The organism is Variovorax paradoxus (assembly GCF_040544635.1).
Classification (GTDB): domain Bacteria; phylum Pseudomonadota; class Gammaproteobacteria; order Burkholderiales; family Burkholderiaceae_C; genus Variovorax; species Variovorax paradoxus_R.
Genome location: NZ_JBEPKJ010000001.1, coordinates 454228 through 480252, shown reverse-complemented (window position 1 = coordinate 480252; position 26025 = coordinate 454228). Strand labels below are relative to the sequence as shown.

The window sequence follows — 26025 nt, the reverse complement described above, 5'->3', positions numbered from 1 at the left end:
GCGGATGGAACCGACTCCGAAACGCGTGGCGGTGGTCGCCACCGGCGTCATCGGCGCCAGCTGGGCCGCCTTTTTCCTGGCGAAAGGACTGGACGTGGAGGCCACCGATCCCTCGCCCGAGGCCGAGGCGCGCCTGCGCGCCGCCGTGGCCGCGCACTGGCCGACGCTCGAACGCTTCGGCCTGGCCGCGGGCGCGTCGGCCGGGCGGCTGCGCTTTCACGCACAGCTGGAGGACGCGGTGGCGCAAGCCGACTTCGTCCAGGAGAGCGGCCCCGAGCGGCTGGACTTCAAGATCGACCTGTTCCGGCGCATGGACGAAGCCGCGCCGGCCCACGCCATCCTGGCGTCGAGTTCCTCGGGGCTCGCCATCAGCGCGGTGCAGGCCGAGTGCAAGCACCCGGAACGCGTGGTGCTGGGCCATCCGTTCAACCCGCCGCACCTGATTCCGCTGGTGGAAGTGGTCGGCGGCGAACGCACCTCGGCCGGGACCATCGAACGCACGATGGCCTTCTATGCGGCCATCGGCAAGCGGCCGATCCACGTGAAGCGCGAGGTCAAGGGCCACATCGCGAACCGGCTGCAGGCCGCGCTGTGGCGCGAAGCCTTTCACCTGGTCAACGAAGGCGTGGCCAGCGTGGCCGACATCGACACCGCCATTGCGCACGGCCCCGGCCTGCGCTGGGCGGTGATGGGGCCGTTCATGAACCTGCACCTCTCGGGTGGCGCGGGCGGCATCGAACATGTGCTCGCGCATCTGGGCGGGCCGATCGAGGACTGGTGGAAAGACCTCGGCGCACCGTCGATGACGGAAGAACTCAAAGAGAAGGTGGCCAAGGGCGTGGCCGAAGAACTGGGTTCGCGGCGCGTGGCCGACCTCGAAGCCGCCCGCGACATCCTGCTGTTGAACCTGATTCGCGCCAAAGCCGATACCGGCAGACTCGACTAGAAATGACTGCCCCCCGGCTTGCCACTTCGTGTGCTTCGCCACCCCCCGTGGGGGAGGCGCGGTTCGCTTTGGGGCGGCCCGGCAGCGACCGCATATGACCGACGACAACTTCCTCCTGGACGAAAGCCAGATCGCCCCGCCCCGCACGGTGCGCATCGACTTCGACGATGGCTCCTTCGCGCTGCGTTCGCCGATGGCGCTCAAGCCCTATGCACGCTGCATCGGCGAATGGATCGAGCGCTGGGCGCGCGAAACGCCCGATGCGCTGGCTTTCGCGGAACGCGACGAGAGCGGCGAAAGCTGGCGCAAGCTCGACTACCGCGCGCTGCGCCAAGCCGTGGGCGCGGTGGCGCAGGCGCTGCTCGACCTGGAGCTGCCGGCGGGCAAGCCCATCGCCATCCTTTCGGACAACGCGATCGACCATGTGGTGCTGATGCTCGCGGCAATGCATATCGGCCGCACGGCGTGCTCCCTCTCGAGCGCGTATTCGCGCATGGCGAAAGATCCGTCGCGGCTGCACGGCATGCTGCAGGCGCTGCAACCGGCATTGATCTATGCATCGGATGCCAAGGTGTACGGCGGTGCGCTCGCGGGCTGCGGCGTGGAGGCGGTTGCCGTGTTCAGCCGCAATGCCGACGCGCACGCCGGCGCCCTGCCCTTCGCGCACCTGCTGCAGGCCAGCGAAACGCCGGCCGTGATGCAGGCCTACGAAGCCGTGCTGCCCGACACCCACGCCAAATACCTGCTGACTTCAGGTTCCACCGGCAAGCCCAAGGTGGTGATCAACACGCACCGCATGCTGTGCGCCAACCAGCAGATGATGGCGCAGACCTGGCGTTTCCTCACGCAGGAAAAGCCGGTGCTGGTCGACTGGCTGCCCTGGAGCCACACCTTCGGCGCCAACCACAACCTGAACATGGTGCTGTGCCACGGCGGCGCGCTCTACATCGACGAGGGCCGGCCCGCGCCCGGGCTCATCGAAAAGACGGTGCGCAACCTGCGCGAGGTGAAGCCCACGCTGCTGTTCAACGTGCCGCGCGGCTTCGACATGCTGCTGCCTTTTCTCGAAGCCGGCGATGCGCTTGCCGCCGAGGTGTTCTCGCGCCTGCGGCTGGCCTTCTATGCGGCCGCGGCGCTCGCGCCCTCGACCTGGCAGCGGCTCGAAGCCGTGGCCAAGCGCGTGCGGCCCGAGCGCCCGCTGTGGCTCACCACCTCGTGGGGTGCAACCGAGACATCGCCCGCCATCACTTCCGCGCACTGGAAGCTGGACGGCGCGGGCTGCATCGGCGCACCGCTCCCGGGGCTCGAACTCAAGTTCGTGCCCAACGGCAGCAAGCTCGAGATGCGCGTCAAGGGCGTGTCGGTGTTCCCGGGTTATCGCCATGCGCCGCGCGAAACGGCGGAGGCATTCGATGAAGAAGGCTACTACCGCATCGGCGACGCGGGCTTTCTTGCGAATCCCGCCGAGCCCGCGCAGGGCGTGATCTTCAACGGCCGCGTGGCCGAAGACTTCAAGCTCTCCAGCGGTACCTGGGTTTCGGTGGGCACGCTGCGCGTCAAGCTGGTGTCGATGCTGGCGCCGCATGTGCAGGACCTGGTGCTCACGGGCCATGACCGCGACGAGATCGGCTTGCTGGTCTTTCCCGGCCCGCAGGCCGCGCCTCAGGCCCTGGCGACGCGGATCGCCGACGTGCTGCGCACCCTGCGCGACGAGGGCGCGGGTTCTTCGCAATGCCCAGCGCGCGCGCTGGTGCTCACCGAGCCGCCGAACCTGGACGCGGGCGAGATCACCGACAAGGGCTACATCAACCAACGCGCGGTGCTCACGCGGCGCGCGGCCGACGTGGCACGGTTGCATGCCGGCGCGCACCACGACTTGCAGGTGATACGCCCGCGCGATTGAAACGTGTGGAGCCGGTTTGAACCGGCTTGAAGCGCCGCAGGAGAGGCCCCGCGCCAGGTCAGCGCACCGCCGGTGGCTTGGTGGTCCGCGGAGGCGGGGCCTTTTTCTTCTTCGCGGGCGGTTCGGCGCCGAACAGCTTTTCCACCTGCTGCCCCACACGCGCGCCGATCGCCGTGCCCACGCCCGGTAGCACCGCGGTGCCGACCGCCGCGCCGGCCAGCGCGCCGCCGGTCAGCGAGATCTCGGGGTTGCTGGCGGTGCCGCCGATCTTGAGCGGCATGCCCACCACGCCATCGACGAGGTCGACCGCCACGTCCCCATCCAGCTTGCGGTTGAAGGACTTCAGGTTGCCGCTGGCGGTGAGCACGCCCGAGCGCGCCTTGAGGCCGGTGTAGCGCAGCACGATGCCCTCTTCGGTGCCCTGGGTGTCGAGAGTGCCCGTGAGCTCGTCGAGCGGCGTGGTGCCGCTGCGGTCGGTGCCCGCGGTGAGCACCGTCTTGGCAAGGTCCAGGCCGGTGAGCGTTGCGGGCCGCACCGAGAAGGTGGTGCGGGTATGAAGGCTGCGAATCAGCGCGCCCACGTCGCCGGCCTCGGCCACCAGCCTGGAATAGCCGGAAACCTTGCCGGCCACGGCGGTGCGCCGGCCGAAGGCCTGCACCAGGCCTTCGATGTCGACCTGCCGCGGCTCGAGTTCGGCCGACACGCGCAGTCTGTCATCCGGCAGCGCCTCGAACAGGGTGACGCCGTTCCACGTGCCGCCGCCCACGTCGATGCGGGTGCGCCAGCGGTCCTGTCCGGCGGCGCGGTCCAGGCGCAGCCGGGCCGGAGGCGACGCCCCGGCGCGCTCGACCCGCGCCTGGCGCGGACGCCAGTTGGCTTCGAAGCTGATCTCGCCGTCATAGGCCAGCGCGATGTCTCGCCGGTCGATCCACACCACGTCGCGCCAGCGCACCTTTTCGAGCGGAACGGGTGCCAGCGTCCACGGTGCGGGCAGCGCGACGATGTTGCCGCCCTCGTTCGGCTTGGGGGCCTTGCCGCGAAACGCGCGCACCGACTCGCGCGGCAGCACCAGGCTTTCGATCTCGGCCTCGTCGATGGCGATGACCCGGCGCAGCAGCAACTCCCTGAGCTTGAGCTGGACGGTGATGCGGCGCAAAGTAATCGGGCGGGGCTGGTCGGTAGCAACGCTGGAAAGCACGAGCACCGGCGACGGCAGCAGCGCCCAATGGGCACCGCCCACCTTCAGGCCGACGCCGAAGCGCTTCTCGAAGGCTTCGGAAATCCGCACGGCCACCTCTTCGTCGCTGGGCAAGCGGGTGCTCACCACCCACACCAGTGCGCCGGCCCCGAGCAGCAGGACCGCGGCAATGCCGGCAAGCCAGGTTCTGAGGAGGTGCTTCATCGCGGCAAGGTAGCACGCAAAGGCGACTGCCGTTGTCAGCCGCCATCGCTATAGTTTCCGGAACACCCGTACCGGAGAAAACGAATGCGCATCTGGAAGAAAGACATCTCGGTCGAAGAGCTGACCCGCAACCACGTGGGCACCGCCGTTTCCACGCTGGGCATGGAGTTTCTGGAGGTGGGCGACGACTTCATCCGCGCCCGCGTGCCGGTGGACGAGCGCACCCGCCAGCCCTACGGCATCCTGCACGGCGGGGTGTCGGTGGTGCTGGCCGAAACGCTGGGCTCCTGCGGCGCGCACTACTCGGCCCCGGAGGGCGACCGGGCCGTGGGCCTGGACATCAACGCCAACCACATCCGCGCCGCCACCAGCGGCTGGGTCACGGGCACCGCGCGGCCGGTGCACCGCGGGCGCACCACGCAGGTGTGGCAGATCGACATGACCAACGACGCGGGCGACTTGACCTGCGTCTCGCGCATCACAATGGCGGTGCTGCCGCAGCGCTAGCGAAAGAAGAAATCCGCCCGGGACCCGGGCGGCAGCGGGCCGGGAGAAGCGGCCGGAAAAGGGCCCAATAAGCGGCCGGAAGAAGCCCACCAGGCACATAACTACCGAGGAGATAACAACTCATGAGCAATCTATTCAGCTGGCGCGAAGTCGCCGCCACCGAGGGCAGCGTGGTCGCGCCCGACGAACGCCTGCCCTGGCTGCAGACCGGCGCCATGGGCGTGCAGCACGTCATCGCGATGTTCGGCGCCACGGTGCTGGCGCCCATCCTCATGGGCTTCAACCCGAACATCGCGATCCTGATGAGCGGCATCGGCACGCTCATCTTCTTCCTGGTGACGGGCGGCAAGGTGCCCAGCTACCTGGGCTCGAGCTTCGCGTTCATCGGCGTGGTCATCGCGGCCACCGGCTATGCGGGCAAGGGGCCCAACGCCAACATCGCAGTGGCGTTGGGCGGCATCGTGGCCTGCGGGGTGATCTACATCCTCATCGGCGCCATCGTGCAGGCCGTGGGCACCGGGTGGATCGAGCGCTTCATGCCGCCGGTGGTCACCGGCGCCGTGGTGGCGGTGATCGGGCTCAACCTGGCGAGCGTGCCGGTCAAGAACATGGCGGCCGGCAACTTCGACGCCTGGATGCAGGCCGTGACCTTTCTTTGCGTGGGGCTGGTGGCGGTGTTCACGCGCGGCATGCTGCAGCGCCTGTTGATCCTGGTCGGGCTCATCCTGGCCACGGTGGTCTATGCGGCGTTGACCAACGGCATGGGCCTGGGCAAGCCGGTGGACCTGAGCGGCATCGCCAACGCGGCCTGGTTCGGCTTGCCGACCTTCACAGTACCGGTGTTCACGGCCAATGCCATGCTGCTGATCGCCCCGGTGGCGATCATCCTGGTGGCGGAAAACCTCGGCCACCTGAAGGCCGTCACGGCCATGACGGGCCGCAACCTCGACCCCTACATCGGCCGCGCCTTCATCGGCGACGGCATTGCCACGGTGGTGAGCGGCGCCGCGGGCGGTACCGGCGTGACCACCTATGCCGAGAACATCGGCGTGATGGCGGCCACGCGCATCTATTCGACGGCGGTGTTCGTGGTGGCGGCGGTCATTGCGCTGGTGCTCGGCTTCAGCCCCAAGTTCGGCGCGCTGATCCAGGCGATTCCCCTGCCGGTGATGGGCGGCGTGAGCATCGTGGTGTTCGGCCTCATTGCCATTGCGGGCGCCAAGATCTGGGTCGACAACCGGGTCGACTTCTCGCAGAACAAGAACCTGATCGTGGCCGCGATCACGTTGATCATCGGCACCGCGGACTTCACCTTGAAGTTCGGCGACTTCGCTCTCGGCGGCATCGGAACTGCCACTTTCGGCGCGATCATTCTTTACGCACTGCTGGGCCGATCGCGCAACGCCTGAGCCTTTTAAAAGTGAAACGTCGTGCAAGAAGTGTTGTGGCGGGTGATTGATGCGGGGGCCGGTCGCCGGCCCGAAGCCCGCGCCCGTTAGACTCCAACGCTTTTCGCACCGACGTTTTCCAATGGCCGATGTCTCCGCCGCGCGCACCAAGGCGGTTTTCGAATTCAAAAGCGCCACGCTGCCGCTGATTGCAGTGATCCTCAAGACGGCCGACCTGGCCGTGCTGGCCGAGGCCCTCGATGCCCAGCTGGCCGACTCGCCCGATTTCTTCGAGCAGGAGCCGGTGGTCATCGATCTCTCGCAGCTGCAGCCCGACGAAGAGAGCGGCGAGGAACCCGCCGAGCTCGACTTCGCGGCGCTGCGCGGCCTTCTGGCGCGCCACCAGACGCAACCCATTGCGGTGCGCGGGGGCAACGACGCCCAGAATGCCGCGGCCCGCGCCGCCGGCCTCTCGCTGACGGCCATGCCGGTGGCGCCCGCGCCGCGTTCCCCGGCACCGCCGGCCGCCGCGCCAGCGCCCGCCAGCGACGCGCCACAAATCGTGCGTGAAGTGCCGGTACCGGCCAACGGCACCCTGGTGATCGACAAGCCGCTGCGCTCGGGCCAGCAGGTCTACGCCCGTGGCGGGGACGTGGTGGTAACCGCGGTGGTGAGCTTCGGCGCCGAAGTCATCGCCGACGGCAACGTGCACGTGTATGCACCGCTGCGGGGCAAGGCGATTGCCGGCGCGCGGGGCAATACCGAGGCGCGCATCTTCTCGACCTGCATGGAAGCGCAGCTCGTGGCCATTGCGGGCATCTATCGCACCAACGAAGTGGCGCTGCCGGACCCCGTGCTCGGCAAGCCTGCGCAAATACGCCTGGACGGCAAAAAACTAGTGATCGACGCGATTCCCTGACGGGCCGCGGCGAATCTTAAAAACCAACAACCGAATCGAAACAAGAAGGAATGGCCATGGCCAAAATTGTGGTGGTGACCTCAGGCAAGGGCGGCGTCGGCAAGACCACGACGAGCGCCAGCTTTGCGTCGGGCCTCGCGCTCGCGGGCAAGAAGACGGCGGTGATCGACTTCGACGTGGGCCTGCGCAACCTCGACCTGATCATGGGCTGCGAGCGCCGCGTGGTGTACGACCTGATCAACGTGATCCAGGGCGAAGCCAACCTGAGCCAGGCGCTCATCAAGGACAAGCAGTGCGACAACCTCTTCGTGCTGGCTGCCTCGCAGACGCGCGACAAGGAAGCCCTGACGCAAGAAGGCGTGGAAAAGGTGCTGAACGACCTGGCCGCCATGGACTTCGACTACATCGTGTGCGACTCGCCCGCGGGCATCGAAACCGGCGCGATGATGGCCATGCACTTTGCCGACGAGGCACTGGTGGTGACCAACCCCGAGGTATCCTCGGTGCGCGACTCCGACCGCATCCTGGGCATGCTGAGCAGCAAGACCAAGCGGGCGAAGGAAGGCGGCGACCCCATCAAGGAGCACCTGCTGATCACCCGCTACAACCCCAACCGCGTGGCCGGCGGCCAGATGCTTTCGCTGGAAGACATCCAGGACATCCTGCGCATCAAGCTGATCGGCGTCATTCCCGAATCCGAAAGCGTGCTGCAGGCGTCCAACCAGGGCGTGCCCGCCATCCACGACAAGGAAACCGACGTGGCCAAGGCCTACAGCGACGTAGTGGCACGCTTCCTGGGCGAAGACAAGCCGATGCGTTTCGTCGACGCGGAAAAGCCGGGCTTCTTCAAGCGAATTTTCGGAGGCAAGTAGGCCATGTCCTTTTTCTCGTTCCTGCTCGGCGAAAAGAAGAAGACGGCCAGCGTCGCCAAAGAGCGGCTGCAGATCATCCTCGCGCACGAGCGGTCCAGCCTCAGCGGCAAGAAGCGCCCCGACTACCTGCCCGACCTCCAGCGCGAGCTGATGGCGGTGATTTCGAAATACGTGAAGATCAATGCCGAGGACATCAAGGTTCACCTGGAAAAGCAGGACGACCTGGAAGTGCTCGACATCAAGATCGAACTGCCCGACGCCTCGCCCACGCCGGCGCGCTGAGCGCGGCAGGCGGGCGGCCCAGCCCACACCGCCTCTGGCTTTCGGTCAGTCCCCACGCGCAATGAAGCGCGTCACCTGCTGGATCACGCCCTCCTCCTTGAGGATGCGGCGGTGCCCCAGCCCCTGCGTGGCCAACAGCTGCGCCCCCTTGATCGCATCGCGGTAGGCCTCCGCATCGGCGAACCGGTTCACGCGGTCGTCGCGGTCATGCACGATGAGCGTCGGCTGCACGATGCGCGGCCCCACGGCGGCCGGTTCGAGCTGCGCCATCAAGAAGCCTTCCTGCGCCTCGAACAGCCGCTGCATGGCGAGCCGCGTCTTCTCGCTCAGCCCGAAGGTGTGCGTGAAGTAGCGCGTGAATTCGCGCGCCGACGCCGGAGGTGCGAGCAGCACCAGCCGCTCCGCGCGCAGGCCCTGCGCGGCGGCTACGCCGAGCGCGTTGGCGCCCATCGAATGCGCCACAGCGGCGCGAAGGGTATGGCCGTCCGCCACGAGCCTTGCCACCACGTACGAGATGGCACGGGCGAACTGCGGCGCGTTGCTCATCATGCCGGCGCTCCGGCCATGGGCCGGCAGCTCGAGCAGCACCGGCCGCAGGCCCGCACCGGCAATAGCCTCCGCCAGCGTCAGCATCTGGCCCGCATGCCCGCCCCAGCCGTGCACCAGCAGCACGACGGGCGCGGATTCGGCGCCTGAATCCTGCGTGGCGAGGTGATAGAGCCCGAGGCTCGCGTTCTCGAAGCTCCAGCCTTCGCGCCGCCATCCTGCGCCGGGTGCCTGCGCGCGGTAGAGCCACTTGAGCGGCAGCGGCGTGCCGAAGATGCGATGGGCCGCACGCACGCCCAATGCGGGCCAAAGGCGCTCCGAAGTGGTCAGGCCGAGGCGCACTGCGCGCATCAGGCGGCTGGGGCGGTAGTAGTTCGATTGCGCGGTATGTGCTGCCGCGGACGATGAGGTACTGCTGGTGCTTGTCATTCAATGGGCTCCCGCGTTCAGAACCAGACCCAGTCGTCGTTGCTGCGCGGCAGGCTGCGCAGCGCATCGCGGACGGTTTCGGCGCCGATGGCGGCGACATAGACAACGAGGCAGAGGGCAATGATCAGCATGGTGCTGCTCCTTTTTATCGCACGGTTGTGCGAAATTAATTCAAAGAATGACGAAAGAAACGAACGGCCCGCCCGATGGCTCAGGCGCGGTAGCTGGAAAGAAGCCGCTGCCAGGTGCGCATGGCGCGGTCGGCGGCTTGTGGATCGCGCAGAAAGCGCGCGTCATGCAGGAGGCCGATGATGACGCCGTTGATTTCGCTGACCACCTGCGCGGCATCGGTGTCGGCCCGGAACTCGCCGGTTTCCACCGCCTGCAGCACGGTACGGCGCAGCGCGGCGCGCCAGCGCGTGACCTCGCTGAACAGCAGGTCGCGCAGCTCGCCTTCGCGGTCGTCGTACTCGAACGCGCCCGCCGTGTAGATGCAGCCGGTTTCGGCTTCGATGTCGCGGGTGCGGGCGATCCAGCGGTCGACGATGTCGTTGAGCCGTGCAAGGCCCTTGGGCTTTTGCATGGCGGGCACGAACACGTCGGCAAGGAAGCGGCGGCCGTACTCTTCGATCACCGCCTTCTGCAACGCCTCGCGCGAGCCCACGCGGGAGAACACGCCGCTCTTGGAGAGCGCCAGGCGGCTGGCCACGGCCTGGAGCGTGATGGCTTCCAGGCCATCGGTCAGGGCGAGGTCCATCGCCGCACCGATGATGGCTGTGCGGGTGAGTTCGCTTTTCTGGGTCTTGGCGTCCATGAATCGAACTTTAGCACAATCGTGCGAAATTGCAAATCGACCCGCGCTTCCAGCAAGCGCTGGCCGGCAAAGATGATTTGCTCATGTGAAACCAACAAACGCATCGTTCCCCGCATAAGCGCTTCTGCCGAGAATCGCCGGGCGGCCCTCTCCAGGGCCTGTCACCGTCTTCCCTCCCCTTCCTCTCCCGGATCCCTTCGCGCCAGATGAACTTCCAACAACTGCGCTCGGTACGCGAGGCCGTTCGTTGCGGCTTCAACCTGACCGAAGTCGCCAACACGCTGCACACCTCCCAGCCGGGCGTGAGCCGGCAGATCCGCGAGCTGGAGGAAGAACTGGGCATCGAGCTCTTCGTGCGTGCGGGCAAGCGGCTTACCGGGCTTACGGAGCCGGGCGGCCATGTGCTGCCGATCATCGAACGCATGCTGATGGAGAGCAGCAACCTGCGGCATGCGGGGCAGGAGTTCGTGGCGCAGCAAAGCGGGTTGTTGTCGGTGGCGGCCACGCATTCGCAGGCGCGCTATGCCATGCCGGTGGCGGTGCAGGAATTTCGCGCGCAATTTCCCAACGTAAAGCTGCACCTGCACCAGGGCTCGCCCAAGCAGATTGCGCAGATGCTGATCGACGGCGAGGCCGACGTGGGCATTGCAACGGAAGCGCTCGGCGACTATCCCCAGCTGGTCGCCCTGCCCTGCTACCGCTGGACGCACTCCGTGGTGGTGCCGCCGGGCCATGCGCTGCTCGATGCACCGCTGACGCTCGAGGCGCTGACGCGCTATCCGCTCATCACCTACGACACCGGCTTTACCGGGCGCTCGCGCATCGACGAGGCCTTTGCACAGCGCGGTCTCGCGCCGAACATCGTGCTGGCCGCCATGGACGCCGACGTGATCAAGACCTACGTGCAACTGGGCATGGGCGTGGGCATCGTCGCGGGCGTGGCCTACGAAACCGAACGCGACACGCAGCTGCGCGCGCTCGATGCGGGCCGCTTGTTCGGCATCAACCTGACCAAGCTCGCGGTGCGACGCGGCAACTATCTGCGCAAGTACGTCTATGCGTTCATCGAATCGTTCGCACCCACCTTGACGCGAGCCGTCGTCGAAAAGGCTCTGGGCGGCGAAGCGAAGGGGTCGCACTACGAAATCTAGCGCGGATGCAACGTATTCGACGCTTGCAGCAACAGGTTTGAAAAAGAAGCATGCCGCTTCACACAGGGAGCGTACATTCGGGTTAATTCCTTGGCTTCCCGGAACGGATCAGCAATGGCATCGACCCCGCAGCAGCAACAGCAAACCAGGGCCGCCCTGAAGGCCGCCGACGCCGCCGAACGGCGCGAGCGACTGAGACGGGCATTGCCCGCCACCGTGGAGTTGCTGCAGAGCCGCCAGGCCGACCGCATCGACGACAGCGACATCGACGCGTATGTGAGCCTTAACTGGCTCGAATGGCACGGCGGCGGCTTGAGGCTCACCATCACGGGGCGCAATGTGTGCGCCCAGTCGCTGCCCACCGTGGCAGCCTGAGAGCTTCGCTCCCCACAAAAACAAAAGACCGCCGCAGAAACCCTGCGGCGGTCTTCAAGCCTGCGCGTAGCGGCCTGCTGGGCGCCTGGCGCCTTACTGGTTGCCCACGATGATCTGGGCGATCAGGCCAGTGGCAATGGCTGCGAGCACATAGTCGCCGCCCACACCCACCCACTGGTAGCCACGGGGCGGTGCCTGCAGCTGGTAGGCGCGATAGTCGTTCACCACGTAGTTGCGGCCACGGTACTCGTTGGGCACGCGTCCACCGCGGCGCCATTCGGCATGCGGCTGGGGGTAGCCACGGCGATCGAACTGGCGGCCCGGCCGATAGTCTTCACGGCTGTAGCGGTCGCTGCGCCGGTTGTCGTGCCGATCGAACTCACGATGCTTTTGTTCATAGCGGCCATTGCCTCGATCGTCACCGCGGTCATGACCGCGATCGTGGCCACGGTCTTGTGCGAAGGCGCTTCCCGCGGCCATGCACATCGCGAGCGCCGCAGCAGCGACGGCCATGCTCTTTGACTTGATGATCATCTGGAACTCCTTCGTGTTGATGACGAGTCCATTGTCAGTGGCGCTTGTGTCTGCTCGGAACACATCAGGTCGCCGTCAGGTGAAATGAGGTAAGCGCTGGTATCGGGGCGGCGTGTTGTCCTTCAATACGGGGCTTTGCGAAGCTGATTTGCGGCGGGTCTGAGGCTTTGGGGACAATGCGCATACAGACCATCGGGCGTTGGAGGCGCCATCAAATCACTATGCGCGACAAGATCATCGGTGCCATCGGCGTTCTTTGGGGTGGAGGCATGCTCCTGAGGTGGTTCATGGCGGGCCCGCCTGCTGGCGTGGGCGGCTACGAGGGCGGCCAGACGGCCGTCGCGTTCTTGGGCGCCGTCATGGTGGTTGCCGGCCTGTACAGGTTCTTCAAACGTCCCGATTGAATAGGGCGGCGCAGTTCGCATTCCTAGACTGCGTTTAAGCTCGCGCGCAGCATGAAGCGACGACACCTCCTCCACCTGCTGGCCGGTGTGCCCGCAGCCGCCCTCCTGGCCGCCTGCGGCAAGCGCAAGCCGTCCGCCGCCGCGTTGAAGCCGGATGCCCGCGTGCTCGCGCTGGGCGACAGCCTGACCTTCGGCTACGGCGCACCGCCCAGTGCGGCATGGCCGGTGAAGCTGGGTGAGCTCACCGGCTGGCAGATCGAGAACGAAGGCCTCAATGGCGACACCTCGGCCGGGGCGCTGGAACGCCTGACGGCGCTACTGGCCGCGGGCAGCTACGACGCCATCCTGATCGGTATAGGTGGCAACGACATGCTGCGCGGCGTGTCGCCCTCTGCCACGCGCGAAAACCTCGCCTCCCTCGTCAGCCAGGCCCGTGCGCACACGCCCTACGTTGCGCTGCTGGCCACGCCGGCGCCCGACGCCATGCGCGCGGCCGTCGGTTCGCTCAGCGATGCCCCGTTCTACGAGGAAATCGCGAAGTCGGGGCAGGCGCTGCTCGTGGCCAATGTGTATTCGAGCGTGCTGTCGGACGCATCGCTGCGCTCCGACCGCATCCATGCCAATGCCGAGGGCTATGCCCGGGTTGCACAACAGCTCGCGGAGCAGCTCAAGGCCGCGGGCTGGCGCTGACAGCGAGGCTCAGGCGGCCTGCAGCAGGTCGACGTAGGCGCCCTGCACGAGCTGGTCGGACGCAATGCCCAGTTGCGTCATGAGCGCATGTGCTTCCGCCGCACCGGCCTCGGCGGGCTCATCATCTTTCAGCACCACCTCGAGTTCGAGAAACTCGCCAAGCCCTTCGACACGGTCGAGGTGCACGCGCGTGCGGCCCACGATGAACAGCCGCCGCTGCTTGCGCACGCGGCCGGCCTGGCCCCAGGCGAGCGTGAGCGATTCGCGCAAGGTGTCGGGCGTGGTGGTGGGCGAGATCAGGTAGAACGATTCCTTCGGGCCGCTGCTGTTCGCGCGGCGATAGAAGATCAGCTCGGCACGGTCGGGCGCGAAGGTACGCAGCTTCAGGCGGTCGGCGCTGTTCCCGCAGTGGAAGAAGGTCTCGTCTTGTGCGATTTCGACGGGGCCTGAGTCGGCGAGCTTCGCGGCAATGAGTGCCACGCGTTCCACGCTGTCGATGCGGGCCTTGATCTCTATGTTTCTTGCCATCTCTGTCTCGCTGTTTTTGAGGGTTCGGGGGCTTTCTTGTTCAAGCGCCTTTGTTCGGGGTGTTGTTGTTCAGGGCGCGTGCAAAGGCCACCGGGTACTCCCCTCCGCGAATGTCCCCCGTCGGCGGGTGCGTGCCCTGAACAAAGCGCATCGCACAACCCATCAAGCCAAAGCCGCTCCAGAAGGAGCTTCAATCAGGGCGCGTTGCCTTGTGGTCCCACAGGCGGCGGTGCTGCGCGCCCACTGGACCCCGGCGCGAGCTTGCGTCCGAAAGATTCGCCCACGTTGCGCACCGGCCGGCTGGCTTTTTCCGACACGTTGTTGACCCCGCGCCGTGTCGCGCCTTCGGCGCGGTCGATGCCGCGGCCTGCGGCATTGGTGCCGCGCTGCACGCCGCTCACGACCTTGCTGTTGCGCGGCGGCGGCTTGAGCGTGTGGGCGGGCTCTGCCTTGGGCGGGTTGTCCGCGCTTTGCGCATGCACGGCGGGCATGGGCAGCAGCAGGGCCGTTGCTGCAGCAACGGCAAGGGCGTGGGCATGCATCTTCTTCATGATGGGCTTCCTTCGTCTTTGGCATCGGCGGCCGCAGCACGCGCCATGCGCTCGCTCTTCCAGTACACGTCGTCGCCGCCGTTCATGCGGTTGAGCACACGTGCGAGCACAAAAAGCAGGTCGCTGAGCCTGTTGAGATATTGCCGCAGTGCGTCGTTGAGTTCGGCCGTTGCGCCGAGCGCCACCACCGCACGCTCGGCCCGGCGCGCCACCGTGCGGCACACGTGCGCCAGCGAGGCCGCGCGCGTGCCTGCCGGCAGAATGAATTCAGCGAGGCGCGGCAAGGCGGCGTTGTGCTCGGCCAGCGCGTTGTCGAGCTGCAGCAGCGCATCGGCCTTCAGCAGCGTGTAGCCCGGCATCGAAAGCTCGCCGCCGAGGTTGAAGAGCTGGTGCTGCACGTCGACCAGCAGTTCGCGCACGGGCTCTGGCATGGGCTCGCACAGCAGCAGGCCGATCTGCGAGTTGAGTTCGTCCACGTCGCCCATTGCATGCACGCGCAGATGGTCCTTGGGCACGCGGGTGTTGTCGCCGAGGCCTGTGGTGCCGTCGTCGCCGGTGCGGGTGGCGATCTGTGAAAGTCGGTTGCCCATGGGCGCTCCTGCTTTGTGTTTATGTAGCGACTGTCGACGCGTCGATCTTCCCGAGCAGCCACTGCAGACCCGCAAGATGTTGCTGGTCGTGACTGCAAAGGTAGTGAATCAGGCTGCGCATGGTGAGCGGCCCATAGCCCTCGAACACGGCCGTGCGCGCGAGTTGCGCGTCGCTCAGCTGCGAGATGATTTCCATGGTCCGCGTGCGTGCGATGCGGAACTCGGCCAGCACCTGTGCCGCGTCGGCCTTGCCGTAGGCGCGTTCGATGGCGAGCGGCTCGCTGTCGATCGATGCCAGTGTCGGATTGTTTTCTTCCAGCGTGCGGCGAAAACGCACGTGGTAGCCCTCGATCTCGATGTCGCGCACATGGCAAAGCTGCTCGATGGCCGTGAAGGCCTCGCTGGGCACGCCCTCCCACGATGGCGGGGCCCAGTGGCGGTACGCCTCAGGAATGATCGCGTAGTGGGCTTCGAGCAGCGAAGGAAATGCCGCAAGGGCAGCGAGCGTCGTAGGGTTCATGGCTTTTCCGAAGCGCATTATGGTGCTCGCTCCGTAAAATGACCGAACAAAGCCCCCGCACCCATTTCATCCCAGGAGACGCCCGATGAACGCCCCGACTCAAACCTCGCACCTGCTGCCGGAGCTTCATCTGCGCGACGTGCCCGACAGCCTCATCGACGGGCTGAAGGCGCGCTTCGGCGCCAACTGTTCCACGGCCATGGCGGTGCGCACGCAGCATGGCCGCGACGAGTCGTCGTTCGACGCCCCGCCCCCTTCGGCCGTGGTATTTGCCGAGAGCACGCAGGACGTGGCCGATGCCGTGAAACTCGCGAGCGAGCACAGCGTGCCGGTCATTCCCTTCGGCGTGGGTTCATCGCTCGAAGGCCATCTGCTGGCGGTGCAGGGCGGCATCAGCATCGACGTGTCGCGCATGAACAAGGTGCTGTCGGTCAACGCCGACGACCTCACGGTCACGGTGCAGCCCGGTGTCACGCGCAAGCAGCTCAACGAAGAGATCAAGAGCACGGGCCTGTTCTTCCCCATCGATCCGGGTGCGGACGCCTCCATCGGCGGCATGACAGCCACGCGCGCGAGCGGCACGAACGCGGTGCGCTACGGCACCATGCGCGAGAACGTGCTGGCACTCGAGGTGGTCACGGCCAGCGGCGAGGTCATTCGCACCGGCACGCGCGCCAAGAAATCTTCCGCCGGCTATGACCTCACGCGCCTGATGGTGGGCAGCGAAGGCACGCTGGGCGTGGTGACCGAGGTCACGCTGCGCATCTACCCGCTGCCCGAAGCCGTATCCGCCGCGATCTGCTCGTTCCCGAGCATCGAAGCCGCGGTGCGTACCACCATCGAAACCATTCAGCTCGGCGTGCCGATTGCGCGCGTGGAACTCATCGACGTCAACACGGTGCGCATGGTGAACGCCTACGCCAAGCTCAACCTGCGCGAAGAGCCGATGCTGCTGATGGAATTCCACGGCTCGCCGGCCGGCGTGAAGGAACAGGCCGAGACCGTACAGGAACTCGCAAGCGGCCACGGCGGCAACGCCTTCGAATGGGCCAGCACGCCGGAAGAGCGCACCCGCCTGTGGACCGCGCGGCACAACAGCTACTTTGCGGCCGTGCAGTCGCGCCCCGGCTGCCGCGTGATCTCCACCGACACCTGCGTGCCCATTTCGCGCCTGGCCGACTGCCTGCTCGACTCGGTGGCCGAGGCCGATGCCAGCGGCATCCCCTACTTCCTCGTGGGCCACGTGGGCGACGGCAATTTCCATTTCGGCTACCTGCTCGACCCGAACATTCCCGAAGAGCGCGTGAAGGCCGAGAAGCTCAACCACGACCTGGTGAGCCGCGCGCTGGCGCTCGAAGGCACCTGCACCGGCGAGCACGGCGTGGGGCTGCACAAGATGGACTTCCTGGTGACGGAAGCAGGCGTGGGTGCCATCGACATGATGCGCACGATCAAGCGCGCGCTCGATCCCAAGAACATCATGAATCCCGGAAAGATCTTCGCGCTCTGATCTGTTCGAGGACCCGATAAAAAAGCCCGGGGCTCTTGCGAGCCGCCGGGCTTTTTTATTGGCAACTTCCGCGAGTTACCTGCGGCGGCGGGCCGGTTGCTCCGCGGGTGCCGAGGTCTGCGATGGCGCAGCGCCGCCGTCCACACCCAACCGGCCACCGCCGCCGAGACCCTGGCCGCGCACCGTCTGTGCCTTGTAGTTGCGCAGCGAGCGGACCATCTGGTTGAAGGCGTCCATGAACGCCGCGGCAATCACCTTGCCTTGCGCCGTGTTGGTATAGCCGCCGAGCCCGCCGGCGGCACGGCCGCCGAACGCCGCACCGAAAGCGCCAAAGTCGGTCTTGGAAGCGCTGCCTTCCGAAGCAGCCACCTGCACGCCCGAACGATTGTCGATGAGCGTCAACAGTGCGCTGGCTTCCTTGGTCTGCATGCTGCCGCCAACGGCCGCCAGGGCACGGCCACGGCCGCCGCCCACCAGGCCGCCCAACGCACCGCCAATGCCGCCCGCATCGCTGTTGCTGAACACGATTTCCGGCGAAAGCCCGTAGTCGGAAGCCACCATCTGGCCGCGTCCGAAGTTGCTGCCGCCGCGCATTTCGCCCGACTGCTGCAATGCGCGTTCGCGCGTCATGGCATTCATGCCGGCCGCGCCGCGCTCGACCACCACGAAGCAGTTCGATTGCTGCACCAGCAGGCGCAGCAGGTTGGCCGTGGGCGGCAGGCGGTATTCGCCGGTAAGGATGGTGTACCAGCCGGAGTTCACGTTCTCGATCAGCGAGACGGTGCCGAGCGGCGATTCGCAGCGCTCGAGCTGGCCGCTTTCGCCGGCGGTCGCCGAGCCGGCGGCGCTGCCCGTGGCCATGGTCTTGGCGGACTGGCTGCCCATCTGCATGTCGGTGGTTGCGCAGCCGGTCAGCAGCAGTGCGCCCACGGCCACGGCCGTGACCGGAAACTTTGTAATCTTCATGATGGACTCCCTCTCCTCGAGGTCTGCGGTTGAAATGTCACCGGCGAGGATACGCGTAAAAGATTGCAAGAATCAATCACGCAAACGTCCGAGCCACAGCCCGCTGCCTAGGCCGTTTGGCGGATGCGCTCGATCAGTCCGTTAAGAGCCTCGATGGAGCCGAAGTGAATGGCCAGCTCCCCGCTTTCCTCGACCTTGCCGCCGCGCTTGCTGCGCTTTTTGATGCGGACTTCGACCTCGGCGGTGAGCAGGTCGGCCAGCTCTTCTTCGACGCGCTGAAGGTCGCGCGATTTTTCGCCGTCGTTGCCGCGGCGCGACGGGGTGAGCGTGAACTCGGCTGCGAGCCGCTTCACCAGCGACTCGGCCTCGCGCACCGACATTTTCTTGGCGGCGATCTGGTTGGCGGCGGTGATCTGCGTGCCGCGGTCCAGCGACAGCAGCGCGCGGGCGTGGCCCATGTCGATGTCGCCGGCCATCAGCATCTGCTGCGCGGGTTCGGCCAGGTTCAGCAGACGCAGCAGGTTGCTGGCGGCGCTGCGCGAGCGGCCGACGGCCTGCGCGGCAGCTTCGTGAGTGAGCCCAAACTCCGAGACCAGACGTTGCAGGCCTTGGGCTTCTTCGAGCGGGTTGAGGTCTTCACGCTGGATGTTCTCGATCAGCGACATGGCCGCCGCGGCCTCGTTGGGCACGTCGCGCACCAGCACCGGCACGCGGTCGAGGCCGGCCAGCTTGGCGGCGCGGAAGCGGCGCTCGCCCGCGATGATTTCGTATTCTGCGTTCTTGGCGGCGGCCGATGCCTCGTCGAGCCGGCGCACCAAAATCGGCTGCATGATGCCCTGCGCCTTGATGCTCTCGGCCAGTTCGTACAGCGCGCCTTCGTCCATGCGGGTGCGCGGCTGGTAAACGCCGGCGACCATCTGGTCGAGCATCAGCGTGTTCGGGTTCTGCGCCGCGGCGCCCTCTTCCGTTCCATTGTTGTTGTCGGCGGAGGGTGCGGCCGTCGGGCCGAGCAGCGCTTCGAGGCCGCGCCCCAGGCCCTTGGGTTTCTTGGTCGCCATCAGTGCTTGTCTTTCGAGATTTCGTTCAATAGTTGCCGGCCTTGGGGCCAGTCGCCCAGGCCGGACTCGGCGTTCAGGTGGCCGCCCGCGCCCGCGTCGACGAAGCGCGCGCCCCAATCGGCAGCCATCTGGGATGAGCGCTTGGCGTCGCAGTAAGGATCGTCGTTGGCGGCAATCAACACCGACGGGAACGGCAGCGGCTTGCGTACGATGGGCGCCCAACCGGGGATCAACTGACGCAGATCGTCGCGTTCCAGGTCACCCGGCGCGACCAGCAGCGCGCCGCGCACCTTGTGCGTGTTGCGCGAATGCGCGGCCCAGGCCGCCACCAGGATGCAGCCGAGGCTGTGCGCCGCAAAGACGACGGGGCCGGGCGCGGCCAATACTTCTTCCTCGAGCCGTGCGGACCAGTCGCCGCGCAGCGGGCGCATCCAGTCATGCTGCTCGACGCGGTGATCGCCGTACAGCGACTCCCAACGGGTTTGCCAATGGCCGGGGCCGCTGTTCTGCCAGCCCGGCAGCAACAGGATGCGGGAGATTGTCATTTGCTGCTATGAATTGGAGAGCACGCGTCCATGGCGGACGGCGTCAGATGCTTTTTTCGGAATCGGGCGCGGCCGCCGGAGCCAGCACGTCGTCGGGAATCGCCAGGTCGGGCGCGGCCGGGGCGACCGGCGCCACCTCTGCGATAGGAGGCGCCACCGCGCCGGATGCGAATGCGCTGGCCGGCGGCATCTTCTCGACCAGTTCCTTGGCAAAGGCAATGAAGGCCTGGCTGCCGCGGGCGGCCGGATCGAACACCACGCCGGGCAGTCCGTAGCTCGGTGCCTCGGCGAGCCGGACGTTGCGCGGAATGACCGTGTCGAACACCTTGTCGCCAAAGTGGGCCTTGAGCTGCTCGCTCACCTGCTGCTGCAGCGTGATGCGCGGATCGAACATCACGCGCAGCAGACCGATGATCTGCAGGTTCTTGTTGAGATTGGCATGTACCTGCTTGATGGTGTTGACCAGGTCGGTCAGTCCTTCGAGCGCGAAATACTCGCACTGCATCGGCACGATCACGCCGTGGGCGGCGCACAGGCCGTTGAGCGTGAGCAGGCTCAGGCTGGGCGGGCAGTCGATCAGCACGAAGTCGTACTCGGCGCCGACAGCTGCCAGTGCGGTGCGCAAGCGCTTCTCGCGGCGGTCGAGCGCCACCATTTCGACTTCGGCACCAGCCAGTTCGCGGTTGGCGCCCAGCACGTCGTAGCCGCAACCACCCTCCACCAGCTTGTCGGCCTTGACGCGCGCCTCGGCCACGGAGGCCGATTCGAGCAGCACGTCGTACACCGTCATTTCCAGCTGGCGCTTGTCGATGCCCGAACCCATGGTCGCATTGCCTTGGGGGTCGAGGTCGATCATCAGCACCCGCTGGCCGACCTTGGCCAGACCGGCGGCAAGATTGACGGTGGTGGTGGTCTTGCCGACTCCGCCCTTTTGGTTGGCAACGCAGAAAATCTTGGCCATGGGGGGATCAGCGAGAAATGGCGAGTTTGACGCCGAAGGCAATCAGGAAGACACCCGCGAGCTTTTCGAGAGTGCCCGAAATACGCGGATTGGCGCGAATGCGTTCGGCCAGAAAGTGTGTGAGCAGCGTCGACGTCAGGCCATACAGGAAGGTCAGCACGGCAATCGTCACCGCCATGGCGCCGAAAGTGACCACGCCTTGATGGTGCGCAGGGTCGACGAACAGGGGGAAGAAGGCCATGTAGAACACGATTGCCTTCGGGTTGAGCAGGGTGATCATGAGTGCCTGGCGCAGGAAATGGCTGGGGCGAATGTTGAGGATGGGTGCTGCACCGGGCTTGGCGAGCAGCATCCTGAAGCCGAGCCACGCCAGGTAGCCAGCGCCCAGCCATTGCACCGCCGTGAACGCGGTCGGGTAGGCGGCCAGCACGGCAGACACGCCGGCCACCGCCGCCCACATGAGGAACTGGTCGCCAATGATCACGCCCAGCGTCGCTGCCAGTCCGCCACGAATTCCGCCTTTGCTGGTCGAGGTGATCAACGCAAGGTTGCCCGGACCGGGAATCAGAAGAAAGAGGACGATGGCGGCGACGAATGCGCCGTAGTCAGCAATGCCGAACATGGGATTTGCCTCGAAAAAGAGAGCCAGGGGGAGGCGTCGAGTCTAAGCGAGGCCGGCGCTACAGAGAGCGTTCGGCCCCGGCTTTCATCGGCGCCGTCGCTTCTTTTTGTCGATTCAGGCAGCCTCTTTGCGCGCCCAGACGATGCAGCGTTCTGCATCCAAGCCAGGAACCGTCAATTGTTCCACGTGAAACACTGCAATGCCTTCGGGCAAGACAGCGAGTTCGTCGCTCGGCACTTTGCCCTTCATGGCCAACCAGACACCGCCCGGCGCGAGCAGGTGCTTCGATCCATTGAAGAAATCCGGCAGTGAAGCAAAGGCGCGGGAGCTGATGACTTCATAGCTACCGGTGAGCGATTCGACCCGGGCATGCAGTCCGCGCAGGTTGGGCAACTCCAGTTCGGCAGCCACCTGCTGAACGAAGGCTGCTTTCTTGGCGACGGCATCGAGGCAGCTCACCTCGAGGTCCGGCCGCATGATGGCAATCACCACGCCCGGCAGGCCGCCTCCGGAACCCACATCGAGCAACTTGCCCTTCCCTGCCCACTCGCGCTGCAGCGGCATCACCGCGGCCAAGCTGTCGAGCAGATGGTGCGTCAGCACACTGGCCGGGTCTCGCAATGCCGTCAGGTTGTAGACCTTGTTCCACTTGAGCATGAGCGTGCCATAGGCCAGCAGCTGTTCCGCTTGCGTGTCGGACAAGGCAGTGCCCAGGAGGGCCGCGCCTTGGCGCAGCGTTTCAATGGGCGCGTTCATTGGGCAGGCTGCGATTCTGTGGTCGCTTCCGTGGCGGCATCACGGTTGAATGCCTTGTGGCCGCCTTTTCGCAAATGGATCATCAGCAGGGAAATTGCAGCGGGCGTCACGCCCGAGATGCGCGAAGCCAGGCCCAAGGTTTCGGGCCGGTGCTTGTCGAGCTTCTGGCGAACCTCGAAACTCAGCGCCTTGACCTGGCTGTAGTCGAAGTCCGCCGGCAGGCGCAGGTTCTCGAAGTGCGCGGCGCGCTCTACTTCGTCGTGCTGGCGCTCGATGTAGCCGGAGTATTTGGCCGAGATTTCGATCTGCTCGATCTCGGTTTCGCTGAGCGCCGTTGCGGCGCTGTACTTTCCACCGTCCAACGACATCAGCGTCTGGTAGTTCACATCGGGCCGGCGCAACAGGTCGGCCAGGTTGTATTCATGCTCGATCGCCTTGCCAAGCACACGCTCCGACTCGGCCGCAGGCAGGTTGCGCGGATTCACCCAGATCGACTTGAGTCGCTGTGTTTCACGTGAAACAACGTCGCGCTTCCGGCTGAAAGCGTCCCATTGCTCGTCGCCGACCAGCCCCAGCTTGCGCCCTGCTTCGGTCAGGCGCATGTCGGCATTGTCTTCGCGCAGCTGCAACCGGAACTCGGCGCGACTGGTGAACATGCGGTACGGCTCGGTCACGCCCTTGGTAATCAGGTCGTCGACCAGAACGCCGAGGTAGGCTTCGTCGCGGCGCGGCAGCCAGGCATCTTCGCCGCGGCATTGAAGCGCGGCATTGATACCGGCAAACAAGCCTTGGGCCGCGGCTTCTTCGTAGCCGGTGGTGCCGTTGATCTGCCCCGCAAAGAACAGCCCCTTGATCGAGCGGGTTTCGAAACTGCTCTTGAGTTCGCGCGGATCAAAGTAGTCGTACTCGATCGCGTAGCCCGGCCGCAGGATGTGGGCGTTTTCCAGCCCCGGCATCGAGCGCACGAGTTGGTATTGAATATCGAACGGCAGGCTGGTCGAGATTCCGTTCGGGTAGTACTCGTTGGTCGTCAGGCCTTCGGGCTCGAGAAAGATCTGATGGCTTTCCTTGTCGGCAAAGCGGTTGATCTTGTCTTCCACGCTCGGGCAGTAGCGCGGGCCGACGCCATCGATCTTGCCCGTGAACATCGGACTGCGGTCGAAGCCCGACCGAATGATGTCGTGCGTGCGCTCGTTGGTGTGGGTGATCCAGCACGCCATTTGCTGCGGGTGCATGTCGGCCCTGCCCATGAAGCTGAACACCGGCATCGGCCCTGCCCCGCCCGGCATGCCGTCACCCGGCTGTTCGGTGCACTTCGAAAAATCGATGCTGCGGCCGTCGAGGCGTGGCGGCGTGCCGGTCTTGAGCCGGCCTTGGGGCAGCTTCAGTTCCTTGAGCCGCGCCGACAGGCTGATGGCCGGCGGATCGCCCGCGCGCCCGGCCTGGTAGTTGTCGAGCCCGACGTGGATGCGGCCGTCGAGAAAAGTCCCGGCGGTGAGCACCACGGTGCGCGCGCGAAAAGCAATGCCCACTTGCGTGACGGCACCCACCACGCGGTCGCCCTCCACCATCAGGTCGTCGACCGCTTGCTGGAACAAGCTCAGGTTCGGCTGATTTTCCAGGCGGCGGCGAATCGCGGCCTTGTACAGGACGCGGTCGGCCTGCGCACGCGTCGCACGTACGGCCGGGCCCTTGCTCGAATTGAGAATGCGAAACTGGATGCCCGCCTCGTCGGTGGCAATGGCCATGGCACCGCCCAGCGCATCGACTTCTTTCACCAAGTGTCCCTTGCCGATGCCCCCGATCGACGGATTGCAGCTCATCTGCCCCAGCGTCTCGATGTTGTGGGAGAGCAGCAGCGTCTTGGCGCCCATGCGGGCAGCAGCAAGCGCGGCTTCAGTGCCGGCATGGCCACCACCGACGACGATCACATCGAATTCTTCGGGATACAGCATGAGAGAGGGGGCGCACTGACGCGTGCGCTGCGCAAAGGGGGCACCAATTTTAATCGGGGGTGCTGCTTTGCGCCCAGAATGGGGGCAACGTGGTTAATCGCTTGAAAAAACCGTCAACCCAGCGTCCATCTTGAATGGAATGCTATTATTTTAATAGCAAACTATCGAGCCAGTGCACGGCCTATTCGGCTGCGGCAACCAACTCCACGACGGGCACCGGTTTTTCGATGCCGACCAACGCCCCCGAGGGTTCGGGCTCGGCCGGCGGCGCCAGGCTCTCGTCCTGCAGTTCGCGAACCACCAGCGTCTTGCCCGTCATGGCCACGGCGCCGAATATCGTGCAGAAGGCCACGTCCTTGGCGTCGCGCCCCGTGCCCACACGCACCAGCCGGTCGACCGGTGCCATGCGGGTGGCATCGAACAGCACCCATCGTCCGCCGAGCCAGGCTTCGAACACGGCGTGGAAATCTTGCGGCGGCTCGTCGAACCACACGTAGCCCACCACCAGCCGCGCCGGAATGTTCAATGCGCGGCAGAAGGTAATGCCCAGGTGCGCAAAGTCGCGGCAGACGCCCGCGCGTTCCACGAAGACCTCGCGCGCAGTCGTCGTCGAGTCGCTGCTGCCGGGTTCATAGGCAATGCTGTCATGAATCCAGTCGACGATGGCCTGCACCCTGCCGATGCCCGGCGCCAGATCGCCGAAGAGCTGCTGCGCACAACGCGACATCAGGTCCGATTCGCAGTAGCGCGACGGCATCATGTAGTGAAGGATTTCGTTCGGCACCCGATTGACCGGCACCTCGGGCAAGTCGAGCGGCACGTCGACCTGCCTGCGCTGCACGCTCGCCTTGTAGCGGATTTTCAGTGGACCGGGGCGGGCGTCGAAACGCACGAAGCGGTTGCCGCTCGATTCGTCGCAATAGACCTGCACTTCCGTCGGCGGCTCGATGGCCAACGCTTCGCTGATCACGGCTTGCGAACCCGCTTGTGCAGCCTCGATGTTGAGCAGCATGTGCGCAGGCGCCTGGACTTCGTAGCCGAGCTCCGCCTCGATGTGAGAGATGTGCATGCGCGCCTTGCCTTGTTTGTCAATTCTTCATGCGCGCCGCCGGCGCGAGCGATGTTCCGGAAGCTGCCAATGCATCTGCGTGACGAGCAGAACCCGCATCACGCGGTGAGCGGGGCTTTGCAGCAGCAAACCGAGCGGCCGCGCGCGCGGCCACCGCGGAGCAAGGCGATGCATCAATCGATGGCCTTTTTCACCGCACCGATTCCCAATGCCGCGAGCACCACGAACACCACCGCCAGTACCAGGAACAGGCCGAACAGCAGCTTCGCAATGCCGGCCGCACCGGCGGCAATGCCGCCGAAGCCCAGGACCCCGGCCACCAGCGAGATGACCGCAAAAATAATTGCGTACTTCAACATCTGAAACTCCTTGCAGCGGGCCTCCCCACCGTTGCGGCGAGCTTAGAAAAGGGCCGGCGCCGGACCGATAGTCGGCGTGCGCGAGCCGCCGTAGGACAAAACGCGCATCGTGCAAACCCGCTAGCATGCACCTCGGTCCAAAGATCATTTCCCGCTATCCACATCCCTCGGAGATTCTTCGCATGAAGTTGTATTACTCGCCCGGCGCCTGCTCGCTCTCGCCCCACATCGCGCTGCACGAAGCAGGAATTGCTTTCGAACCCGTGCTGGCCAGCACCAAGAGCCACAAGCTGCAGGACGGCACCGACTACTACGGCATCAACCCGCTGGGCTATGTGCCCATGCTCGAACTCGACGACGGCACGCGCCTGCGCGAGGGCCCGGCCATCGTGCAGTACATCGCCGATCTCGCACCCACCAAGAACCTCGCGCCGGCCTCCGGCACGATGCAGCGCTACCGCCTGCAAGAGTGGCTGACCTTCATCGGCACCGAGATGCACAAGACCTACAGCCCGCTGTTCAATGCGGCCATGCCGGACGAAGCCAAGAACCTTTTCAAGGACAAGCTCAAGTCGCGTTACGAATGGCTCGATAGCCAGCTCGCCGACAAGCAGTACCTGATGGGCGAACACTTCAGCGTGGCCGACGGCTACCTGTTCACCGTGACCAACTGGGCCAAGCCCACTGGTCTCGACATTTCCGGCTTCGCCCATCTGCAGGCCTGGCATGCGCGCGTTGGCGCCCGGCCTGCCGTTCAGAGCGCGATGAAAGCCGAAGGCCTGCTGAAGTAAGAAGAAGCTCGCCGAAAGCGACGAAGCGGTCCGGTTGATCCAAGGGAAAACCCGGGTCGCTTCAGCCACAAGCCGCATGTCG

The 26025-nt window shown here is 65.8% G+C and carries 30 protein-coding genes; 13 read left to right on the top strand and 17 right to left on the bottom strand.

From position 1 onward, the window contains the following. The first annotated feature begins 4 nt into the window (after positions 1–4). Together ABIC94_RS02370 and ABIC94_RS02365 are read left to right on the top strand one after the other, a co-directional pair. Positions 5–946 carry a 3-hydroxyacyl-CoA dehydrogenase NAD-binding domain-containing protein gene (locus ABIC94_RS02370; protein WP_354371049.1) on the top strand — a complete coding sequence of 314 codons (942 nt, stop codon included), beginning with the start codon at positions 5–7 and terminating at the stop codon, positions 944–946. 94 nt (positions 947–1040) lie between these two features. Further along, a complete protein-coding gene (locus ABIC94_RS02365) occupies positions 1041–2849 on the top strand; it encodes a feruloyl-CoA synthase (RefSeq protein WP_354371047.1) in 1809 nt (602 codons plus the stop codon). A gap of 58 nt (positions 2850–2907) precedes the next feature. Here ABIC94_RS02365 and ABIC94_RS02360 read toward each other — a convergent pair whose 3' ends face one another. Beyond that, entirely contained in the window at positions 2908–4251 is a 1344-nt protein-coding gene (locus tag ABIC94_RS02360) for a hypothetical protein (RefSeq protein WP_354371045.1), read from the bottom strand. A gap of 84 nt (positions 4252–4335) precedes the next feature. Here ABIC94_RS02360 and ABIC94_RS02355 point away from each other — a divergent pair, with 84 nt between their 5' ends. From ABIC94_RS02355 to minE, 5 genes are all read left to right on the top strand, one after another. Then, the gene (locus tag ABIC94_RS02355) at positions 4336–4758 is read left to right on the top strand and encodes a hotdog fold thioesterase (protein ID WP_354371043.1); all 423 of its coding nucleotides are present in this window, start codon (positions 4336–4338) and stop codon (positions 4756–4758) included. Positions 4759–4880: 122 nt separating this feature from the next. Next, a complete protein-coding gene (locus ABIC94_RS02350) occupies positions 4881–6167 on the top strand; it encodes a solute carrier family 23 protein (protein ID WP_354371041.1) in 1287 nt (428 codons plus the stop codon). Positions 6168–6288: 121 nt separating this feature from the next. Beyond that, complete coding sequence (gene minC / locus ABIC94_RS02345; protein WP_354371039.1) at positions 6289–7065, top strand: septum site-determining protein MinC; 777 nt, start codon at positions 6289–6291, stop codon at positions 7063–7065. Between the two features lie 56 nt (positions 7066–7121). Continuing rightward, on the top strand, positions 7122–7937 hold the full coding sequence (gene minD / locus ABIC94_RS02340) for a septum site-determining protein MinD (RefSeq protein WP_354371037.1): 816 nt from the start codon (positions 7122–7124) through the stop codon (positions 7935–7937). Positions 7938–7940: 3 nt separating this feature from the next. Next, positions 7941–8219, top strand: coding sequence for a cell division topological specificity factor MinE (gene minE, locus ABIC94_RS02335; protein WP_126746603.1), 279 nt, complete (start codon positions 7941–7943; stop codon positions 8217–8219). A 45-nt stretch (positions 8220–8264) separates the two neighbouring features. Here minE and ABIC94_RS02330 read toward each other — a convergent pair whose 3' ends face one another. Both ABIC94_RS02330 and ABIC94_RS02325 read right to left on the bottom strand, forming a co-directional pair. Beyond that, complete coding sequence (locus ABIC94_RS02330) at positions 8265–9194, bottom strand: alpha/beta hydrolase (RefSeq protein ID WP_354371035.1); 930 nt, start codon at positions 9192–9194, stop codon at positions 8265–8267. 211 nt (positions 9195–9405) lie between these two features. After that, positions 9406–10008, bottom strand: coding sequence for a TetR/AcrR family transcriptional regulator (locus tag ABIC94_RS02325; protein ID WP_354371033.1), 603 nt, complete (start codon positions 10006–10008; stop codon positions 9406–9408). Between the two features lie 206 nt (positions 10009–10214). Between ABIC94_RS02325 and ABIC94_RS02320 the strand changes: the two genes are divergently transcribed. Together ABIC94_RS02320 and ABIC94_RS02315 are read left to right on the top strand one after the other, a co-directional pair. Next, positions 10215–11159 (top strand): CysB family HTH-type transcriptional regulator, encoded by a 945-nt coding sequence (locus ABIC94_RS02320; RefSeq protein WP_354371031.1) that lies wholly within the window; start codon positions 10215–10217, stop codon positions 11157–11159. Positions 11160–11273: 114 nt separating this feature from the next. Beyond that, complete coding sequence (locus ABIC94_RS02315) at positions 11274–11534, top strand: hypothetical protein (protein ID WP_354371029.1); 261 nt, start codon at positions 11274–11276, stop codon at positions 11532–11534. A 93-nt stretch (positions 11535–11627) separates the two neighbouring features. On the opposite strand, the gene ABIC94_RS02310 is transcribed toward ABIC94_RS02315, so the two are convergent. Further along, complete coding sequence (locus ABIC94_RS02310) at positions 11628–12068, bottom strand: RcnB family protein (protein ID WP_354371027.1); 441 nt, start codon at positions 12066–12068, stop codon at positions 11628–11630. A 221-nt stretch (positions 12069–12289) separates the two neighbouring features. Between ABIC94_RS02310 and ABIC94_RS02305 the strand changes: the two genes are divergently transcribed. Together ABIC94_RS02305 and ABIC94_RS02300 are read left to right on the top strand one after the other, a co-directional pair. Further along, positions 12290–12472, top strand: coding sequence for a hypothetical protein (locus tag ABIC94_RS02305; protein ID WP_354371025.1), 183 nt, complete (start codon positions 12290–12292; stop codon positions 12470–12472). Between the two features lie 51 nt (positions 12473–12523). After that, positions 12524–13162 carry a GDSL-type esterase/lipase family protein gene (locus ABIC94_RS02300; protein ID WP_354371023.1) on the top strand — a complete coding sequence of 213 codons (639 nt, stop codon included), beginning with the start codon at positions 12524–12526 and terminating at the stop codon, positions 13160–13162. A 9-nt stretch (positions 13163–13171) separates the two neighbouring features. Here the strand turns inward: ABIC94_RS02300 and ABIC94_RS02295 are convergent, their stop codons facing one another. The 4 genes from ABIC94_RS02295 to ABIC94_RS02280 all read right to left on the bottom strand — a co-directional run bounded on the left by ABIC94_RS02295 (position 13172) and on the right by ABIC94_RS02280 (position 15351). Continuing rightward, positions 13172–13690 (bottom strand): class IV adenylate cyclase, encoded by a 519-nt coding sequence (locus ABIC94_RS02295; RefSeq protein WP_354371021.1) that lies wholly within the window; start codon positions 13688–13690, stop codon positions 13172–13174. A 194-nt stretch (positions 13691–13884) separates the two neighbouring features. Beyond that, positions 13885–14241, bottom strand: a complete 357-nt coding sequence (locus tag ABIC94_RS02290; protein WP_354371019.1) for a hypothetical protein — start codon at positions 14239–14241, stop codon at positions 13885–13887. Continuing rightward, entirely contained in the window at positions 14238–14831 is a 594-nt protein-coding gene (locus ABIC94_RS02285; protein WP_258503190.1) for a cob(I)yrinic acid a,c-diamide adenosyltransferase, read from the bottom strand. The genes ABIC94_RS02290 and ABIC94_RS02285 overlap by 4 nt, the downstream gene beginning before the upstream one ends. 19 nt (positions 14832–14850) lie before the next feature. After that, on the bottom strand, positions 14851–15351 hold the full coding sequence (locus ABIC94_RS02280) for a DinB family protein (protein ID WP_354371016.1): 501 nt from the start codon (positions 15349–15351) through the stop codon (positions 14851–14853). Between the two features lie 85 nt (positions 15352–15436). On the opposite strand from ABIC94_RS02280, the gene ABIC94_RS02275 reads away from it, so the two are divergent. Then, positions 15437–16861, top strand: coding sequence for an FAD-binding oxidoreductase (locus tag ABIC94_RS02275; protein ID WP_354371014.1), 1425 nt, complete (start codon positions 15437–15439; stop codon positions 16859–16861). Positions 16862–16936: 75 nt separating this feature from the next. On the opposite strand, the gene ABIC94_RS02270 is transcribed toward ABIC94_RS02275, so the two are convergent. The 9 genes from ABIC94_RS02270 to ABIC94_RS02230 all read right to left on the bottom strand — a co-directional run bounded on the left by ABIC94_RS02270 (position 16937) and on the right by ABIC94_RS02230 (position 25152). Further along, a complete protein-coding gene (locus ABIC94_RS02270; RefSeq protein ID WP_354371012.1) occupies positions 16937–17827 on the bottom strand; it encodes a CsgG/HfaB family protein in 891 nt (296 codons plus the stop codon). 107 nt (positions 17828–17934) lie between these two features. After that, the gene (locus ABIC94_RS02265) at positions 17935–18885 is read right to left on the bottom strand and encodes a ParB/RepB/Spo0J family partition protein (RefSeq protein ID WP_354371010.1); all 951 of its coding nucleotides are present in this window, start codon (positions 18883–18885) and stop codon (positions 17935–17937) included. Further along, entirely contained in the window at positions 18885–19430 is a 546-nt protein-coding gene (locus ABIC94_RS02260; protein WP_354371008.1) for an RBBP9/YdeN family alpha/beta hydrolase, read from the bottom strand. The genes ABIC94_RS02265 and ABIC94_RS02260 overlap by 1 nt, the downstream gene beginning before the upstream one ends. Before the next feature lie 43 nt (positions 19431–19473). Next, a complete protein-coding gene (locus ABIC94_RS02255) occupies positions 19474–20391 on the bottom strand; it encodes a ParA family protein (RefSeq protein WP_354371006.1) in 918 nt (305 codons plus the stop codon). Positions 20392–20398: 7 nt separating this feature from the next. Next, positions 20399–21013, bottom strand: a complete 615-nt coding sequence (locus ABIC94_RS02250) for a LysE family transporter (RefSeq protein WP_354371004.1) — start codon at positions 21011–21013, stop codon at positions 20399–20401. A gap of 114 nt (positions 21014–21127) precedes the next feature. Continuing rightward, positions 21128–21769 (bottom strand): 16S rRNA (guanine(527)-N(7))-methyltransferase RsmG, encoded by a 642-nt coding sequence (gene rsmG / locus ABIC94_RS02245; RefSeq protein WP_354371002.1) that lies wholly within the window; start codon positions 21767–21769, stop codon positions 21128–21130. Continuing rightward, on the bottom strand, positions 21766–23724 hold the full coding sequence (gene mnmG / locus ABIC94_RS02240; protein WP_354371000.1) for a tRNA uridine-5-carboxymethylaminomethyl(34) synthesis enzyme MnmG: 1959 nt from the start codon (positions 23722–23724) through the stop codon (positions 21766–21768). Before mnmG ends, rsmG begins: the two co-directional genes overlap by 4 nt. Positions 23725–23905: 181 nt before the next feature. Further along, the gene (locus ABIC94_RS02235; RefSeq protein WP_354370998.1) at positions 23906–24793 is read right to left on the bottom strand and encodes a transglutaminase-like domain-containing protein; all 888 of its coding nucleotides are present in this window, start codon (positions 24791–24793) and stop codon (positions 23906–23908) included. Between the two features lie 173 nt (positions 24794–24966). Continuing rightward, complete coding sequence (locus ABIC94_RS02230; protein WP_354370996.1) at positions 24967–25152, bottom strand: DUF1328 family protein; 186 nt, start codon at positions 25150–25152, stop codon at positions 24967–24969. Between the two features lie 182 nt (positions 25153–25334). Here ABIC94_RS02230 and gstA point away from each other — a divergent pair, with 182 nt between their 5' ends. Then, positions 25335–25943, top strand: a complete 609-nt coding sequence (gstA, locus tag ABIC94_RS02225; RefSeq protein WP_354370994.1) for a glutathione transferase GstA — start codon at positions 25335–25337, stop codon at positions 25941–25943. Positions 25944–26025 lie beyond the last annotated feature (82 nt).

Bases quoted from the DNA above. Each gene is read 5' to 3' on its own strand.
- ABIC94_RS02370 (WP_354371049.1), top strand. From the start codon at position 5: ATGGAACCGACTCCGAAACGCGTGGCGGTGGTCGCCACCGGCGTCATC.
- ABIC94_RS02365 (WP_354371047.1), top strand. From the start codon at position 1,041: ATGACCGACGACAACTTCCTCCTGGACGAAAGCCAGATCGCCCCGCCC.
- ABIC94_RS02360 (WP_354371045.1), bottom strand. From the start codon at position 4,251: ATGAAGCACCTCCTCAGAACCTGGCTTGCCGGCATTGCCGCGGTCCTG.
- ABIC94_RS02355 (WP_354371043.1), top strand. From the start codon at position 4,336: ATGCGCATCTGGAAGAAAGACATCTCGGTCGAAGAGCTGACCCGCAAC.
- ABIC94_RS02350 (WP_354371041.1), top strand. From the start codon at position 4,881: ATGAGCAATCTATTCAGCTGGCGCGAAGTCGCCGCCACCGAGGGCAGC.
- minC (WP_354371039.1), top strand. From the start codon at position 6,289: ATGGCCGATGTCTCCGCCGCGCGCACCAAGGCGGTTTTCGAATTCAAA.
- minD (WP_354371037.1), top strand. From the start codon at position 7,122: ATGGCCAAAATTGTGGTGGTGACCTCAGGCAAGGGCGGCGTCGGCAAG.
- minE (WP_126746603.1), top strand. From the start codon at position 7,941: ATGTCCTTTTTCTCGTTCCTGCTCGGCGAAAAGAAGAAGACGGCCAGC.
- ABIC94_RS02330 (WP_354371035.1), bottom strand. From the start codon at position 9,194: ATGACAAGCACCAGCAGTACCTCATCGTCCGCGGCAGCACATACCGCG.
- ABIC94_RS02325 (WP_354371033.1), bottom strand. From the start codon at position 10,008: ATGGACGCCAAGACCCAGAAAAGCGAACTCACCCGCACAGCCATCATC.
- ABIC94_RS02320 (WP_354371031.1), top strand. From the start codon at position 10,215: ATGAACTTCCAACAACTGCGCTCGGTACGCGAGGCCGTTCGTTGCGGC.
- ABIC94_RS02315 (WP_354371029.1), top strand. From the start codon at position 11,274: ATGGCATCGACCCCGCAGCAGCAACAGCAAACCAGGGCCGCCCTGAAG.
- ABIC94_RS02310 (WP_354371027.1), bottom strand. From the start codon at position 12,068: ATGATCATCAAGTCAAAGAGCATGGCCGTCGCTGCTGCGGCGCTCGCG.
- ABIC94_RS02305 (WP_354371025.1), top strand. From the start codon at position 12,290: ATGCGCGACAAGATCATCGGTGCCATCGGCGTTCTTTGGGGTGGAGGC.
- ABIC94_RS02300 (WP_354371023.1), top strand. From the start codon at position 12,524: ATGAAGCGACGACACCTCCTCCACCTGCTGGCCGGTGTGCCCGCAGCC.
- ABIC94_RS02295 (WP_354371021.1), bottom strand. From the start codon at position 13,690: ATGGCAAGAAACATAGAGATCAAGGCCCGCATCGACAGCGTGGAACGC.
- ABIC94_RS02290 (WP_354371019.1), bottom strand. From the start codon at position 14,241: ATGAAGAAGATGCATGCCCACGCCCTTGCCGTTGCTGCAGCAACGGCC.
- ABIC94_RS02285 (WP_258503190.1), bottom strand. From the start codon at position 14,831: ATGGGCAACCGACTTTCACAGATCGCCACCCGCACCGGCGACGACGGC.
- ABIC94_RS02280 (WP_354371016.1), bottom strand. From the start codon at position 15,351: ATGAACCCTACGACGCTCGCTGCCCTTGCGGCATTTCCTTCGCTGCTC.
- ABIC94_RS02275 (WP_354371014.1), top strand. From the start codon at position 15,437: ATGAACGCCCCGACTCAAACCTCGCACCTGCTGCCGGAGCTTCATCTG.
- ABIC94_RS02270 (WP_354371012.1), bottom strand. From the start codon at position 17,827: ATGAAGATTACAAAGTTTCCGGTCACGGCCGTGGCCGTGGGCGCACTG.
- ABIC94_RS02265 (WP_354371010.1), bottom strand. From the start codon at position 18,885: ATGGCGACCAAGAAACCCAAGGGCCTGGGGCGCGGCCTCGAAGCGCTG.
- ABIC94_RS02260 (WP_354371008.1), bottom strand. From the start codon at position 19,430: ATGACAATCTCCCGCATCCTGTTGCTGCCGGGCTGGCAGAACAGCGGC.
- ABIC94_RS02255 (WP_354371006.1), bottom strand. From the start codon at position 20,391: ATGGCCAAGATTTTCTGCGTTGCCAACCAAAAGGGCGGAGTCGGCAAG.
- ABIC94_RS02250 (WP_354371004.1), bottom strand. From the start codon at position 21,013: ATGTTCGGCATTGCTGACTACGGCGCATTCGTCGCCGCCATCGTCCTC.
- rsmG (WP_354371002.1), bottom strand. From the start codon at position 21,769: ATGAACGCGCCCATTGAAACGCTGCGCCAAGGCGCGGCCCTCCTGGGC.
- mnmG (WP_354371000.1), bottom strand. From the start codon at position 23,724: ATGCTGTATCCCGAAGAATTCGATGTGATCGTCGTCGGTGGTGGCCAT.
- ABIC94_RS02235 (WP_354370998.1), bottom strand. From the start codon at position 24,793: ATGCACATCTCTCACATCGAGGCGGAGCTCGGCTACGAAGTCCAGGCG.
- ABIC94_RS02230 (WP_354370996.1), bottom strand. From the start codon at position 25,152: ATGTTGAAGTACGCAATTATTTTTGCGGTCATCTCGCTGGTGGCCGGG.
- gstA (WP_354370994.1), top strand. From the start codon at position 25,335: ATGAAGTTGTATTACTCGCCCGGCGCCTGCTCGCTCTCGCCCCACATC.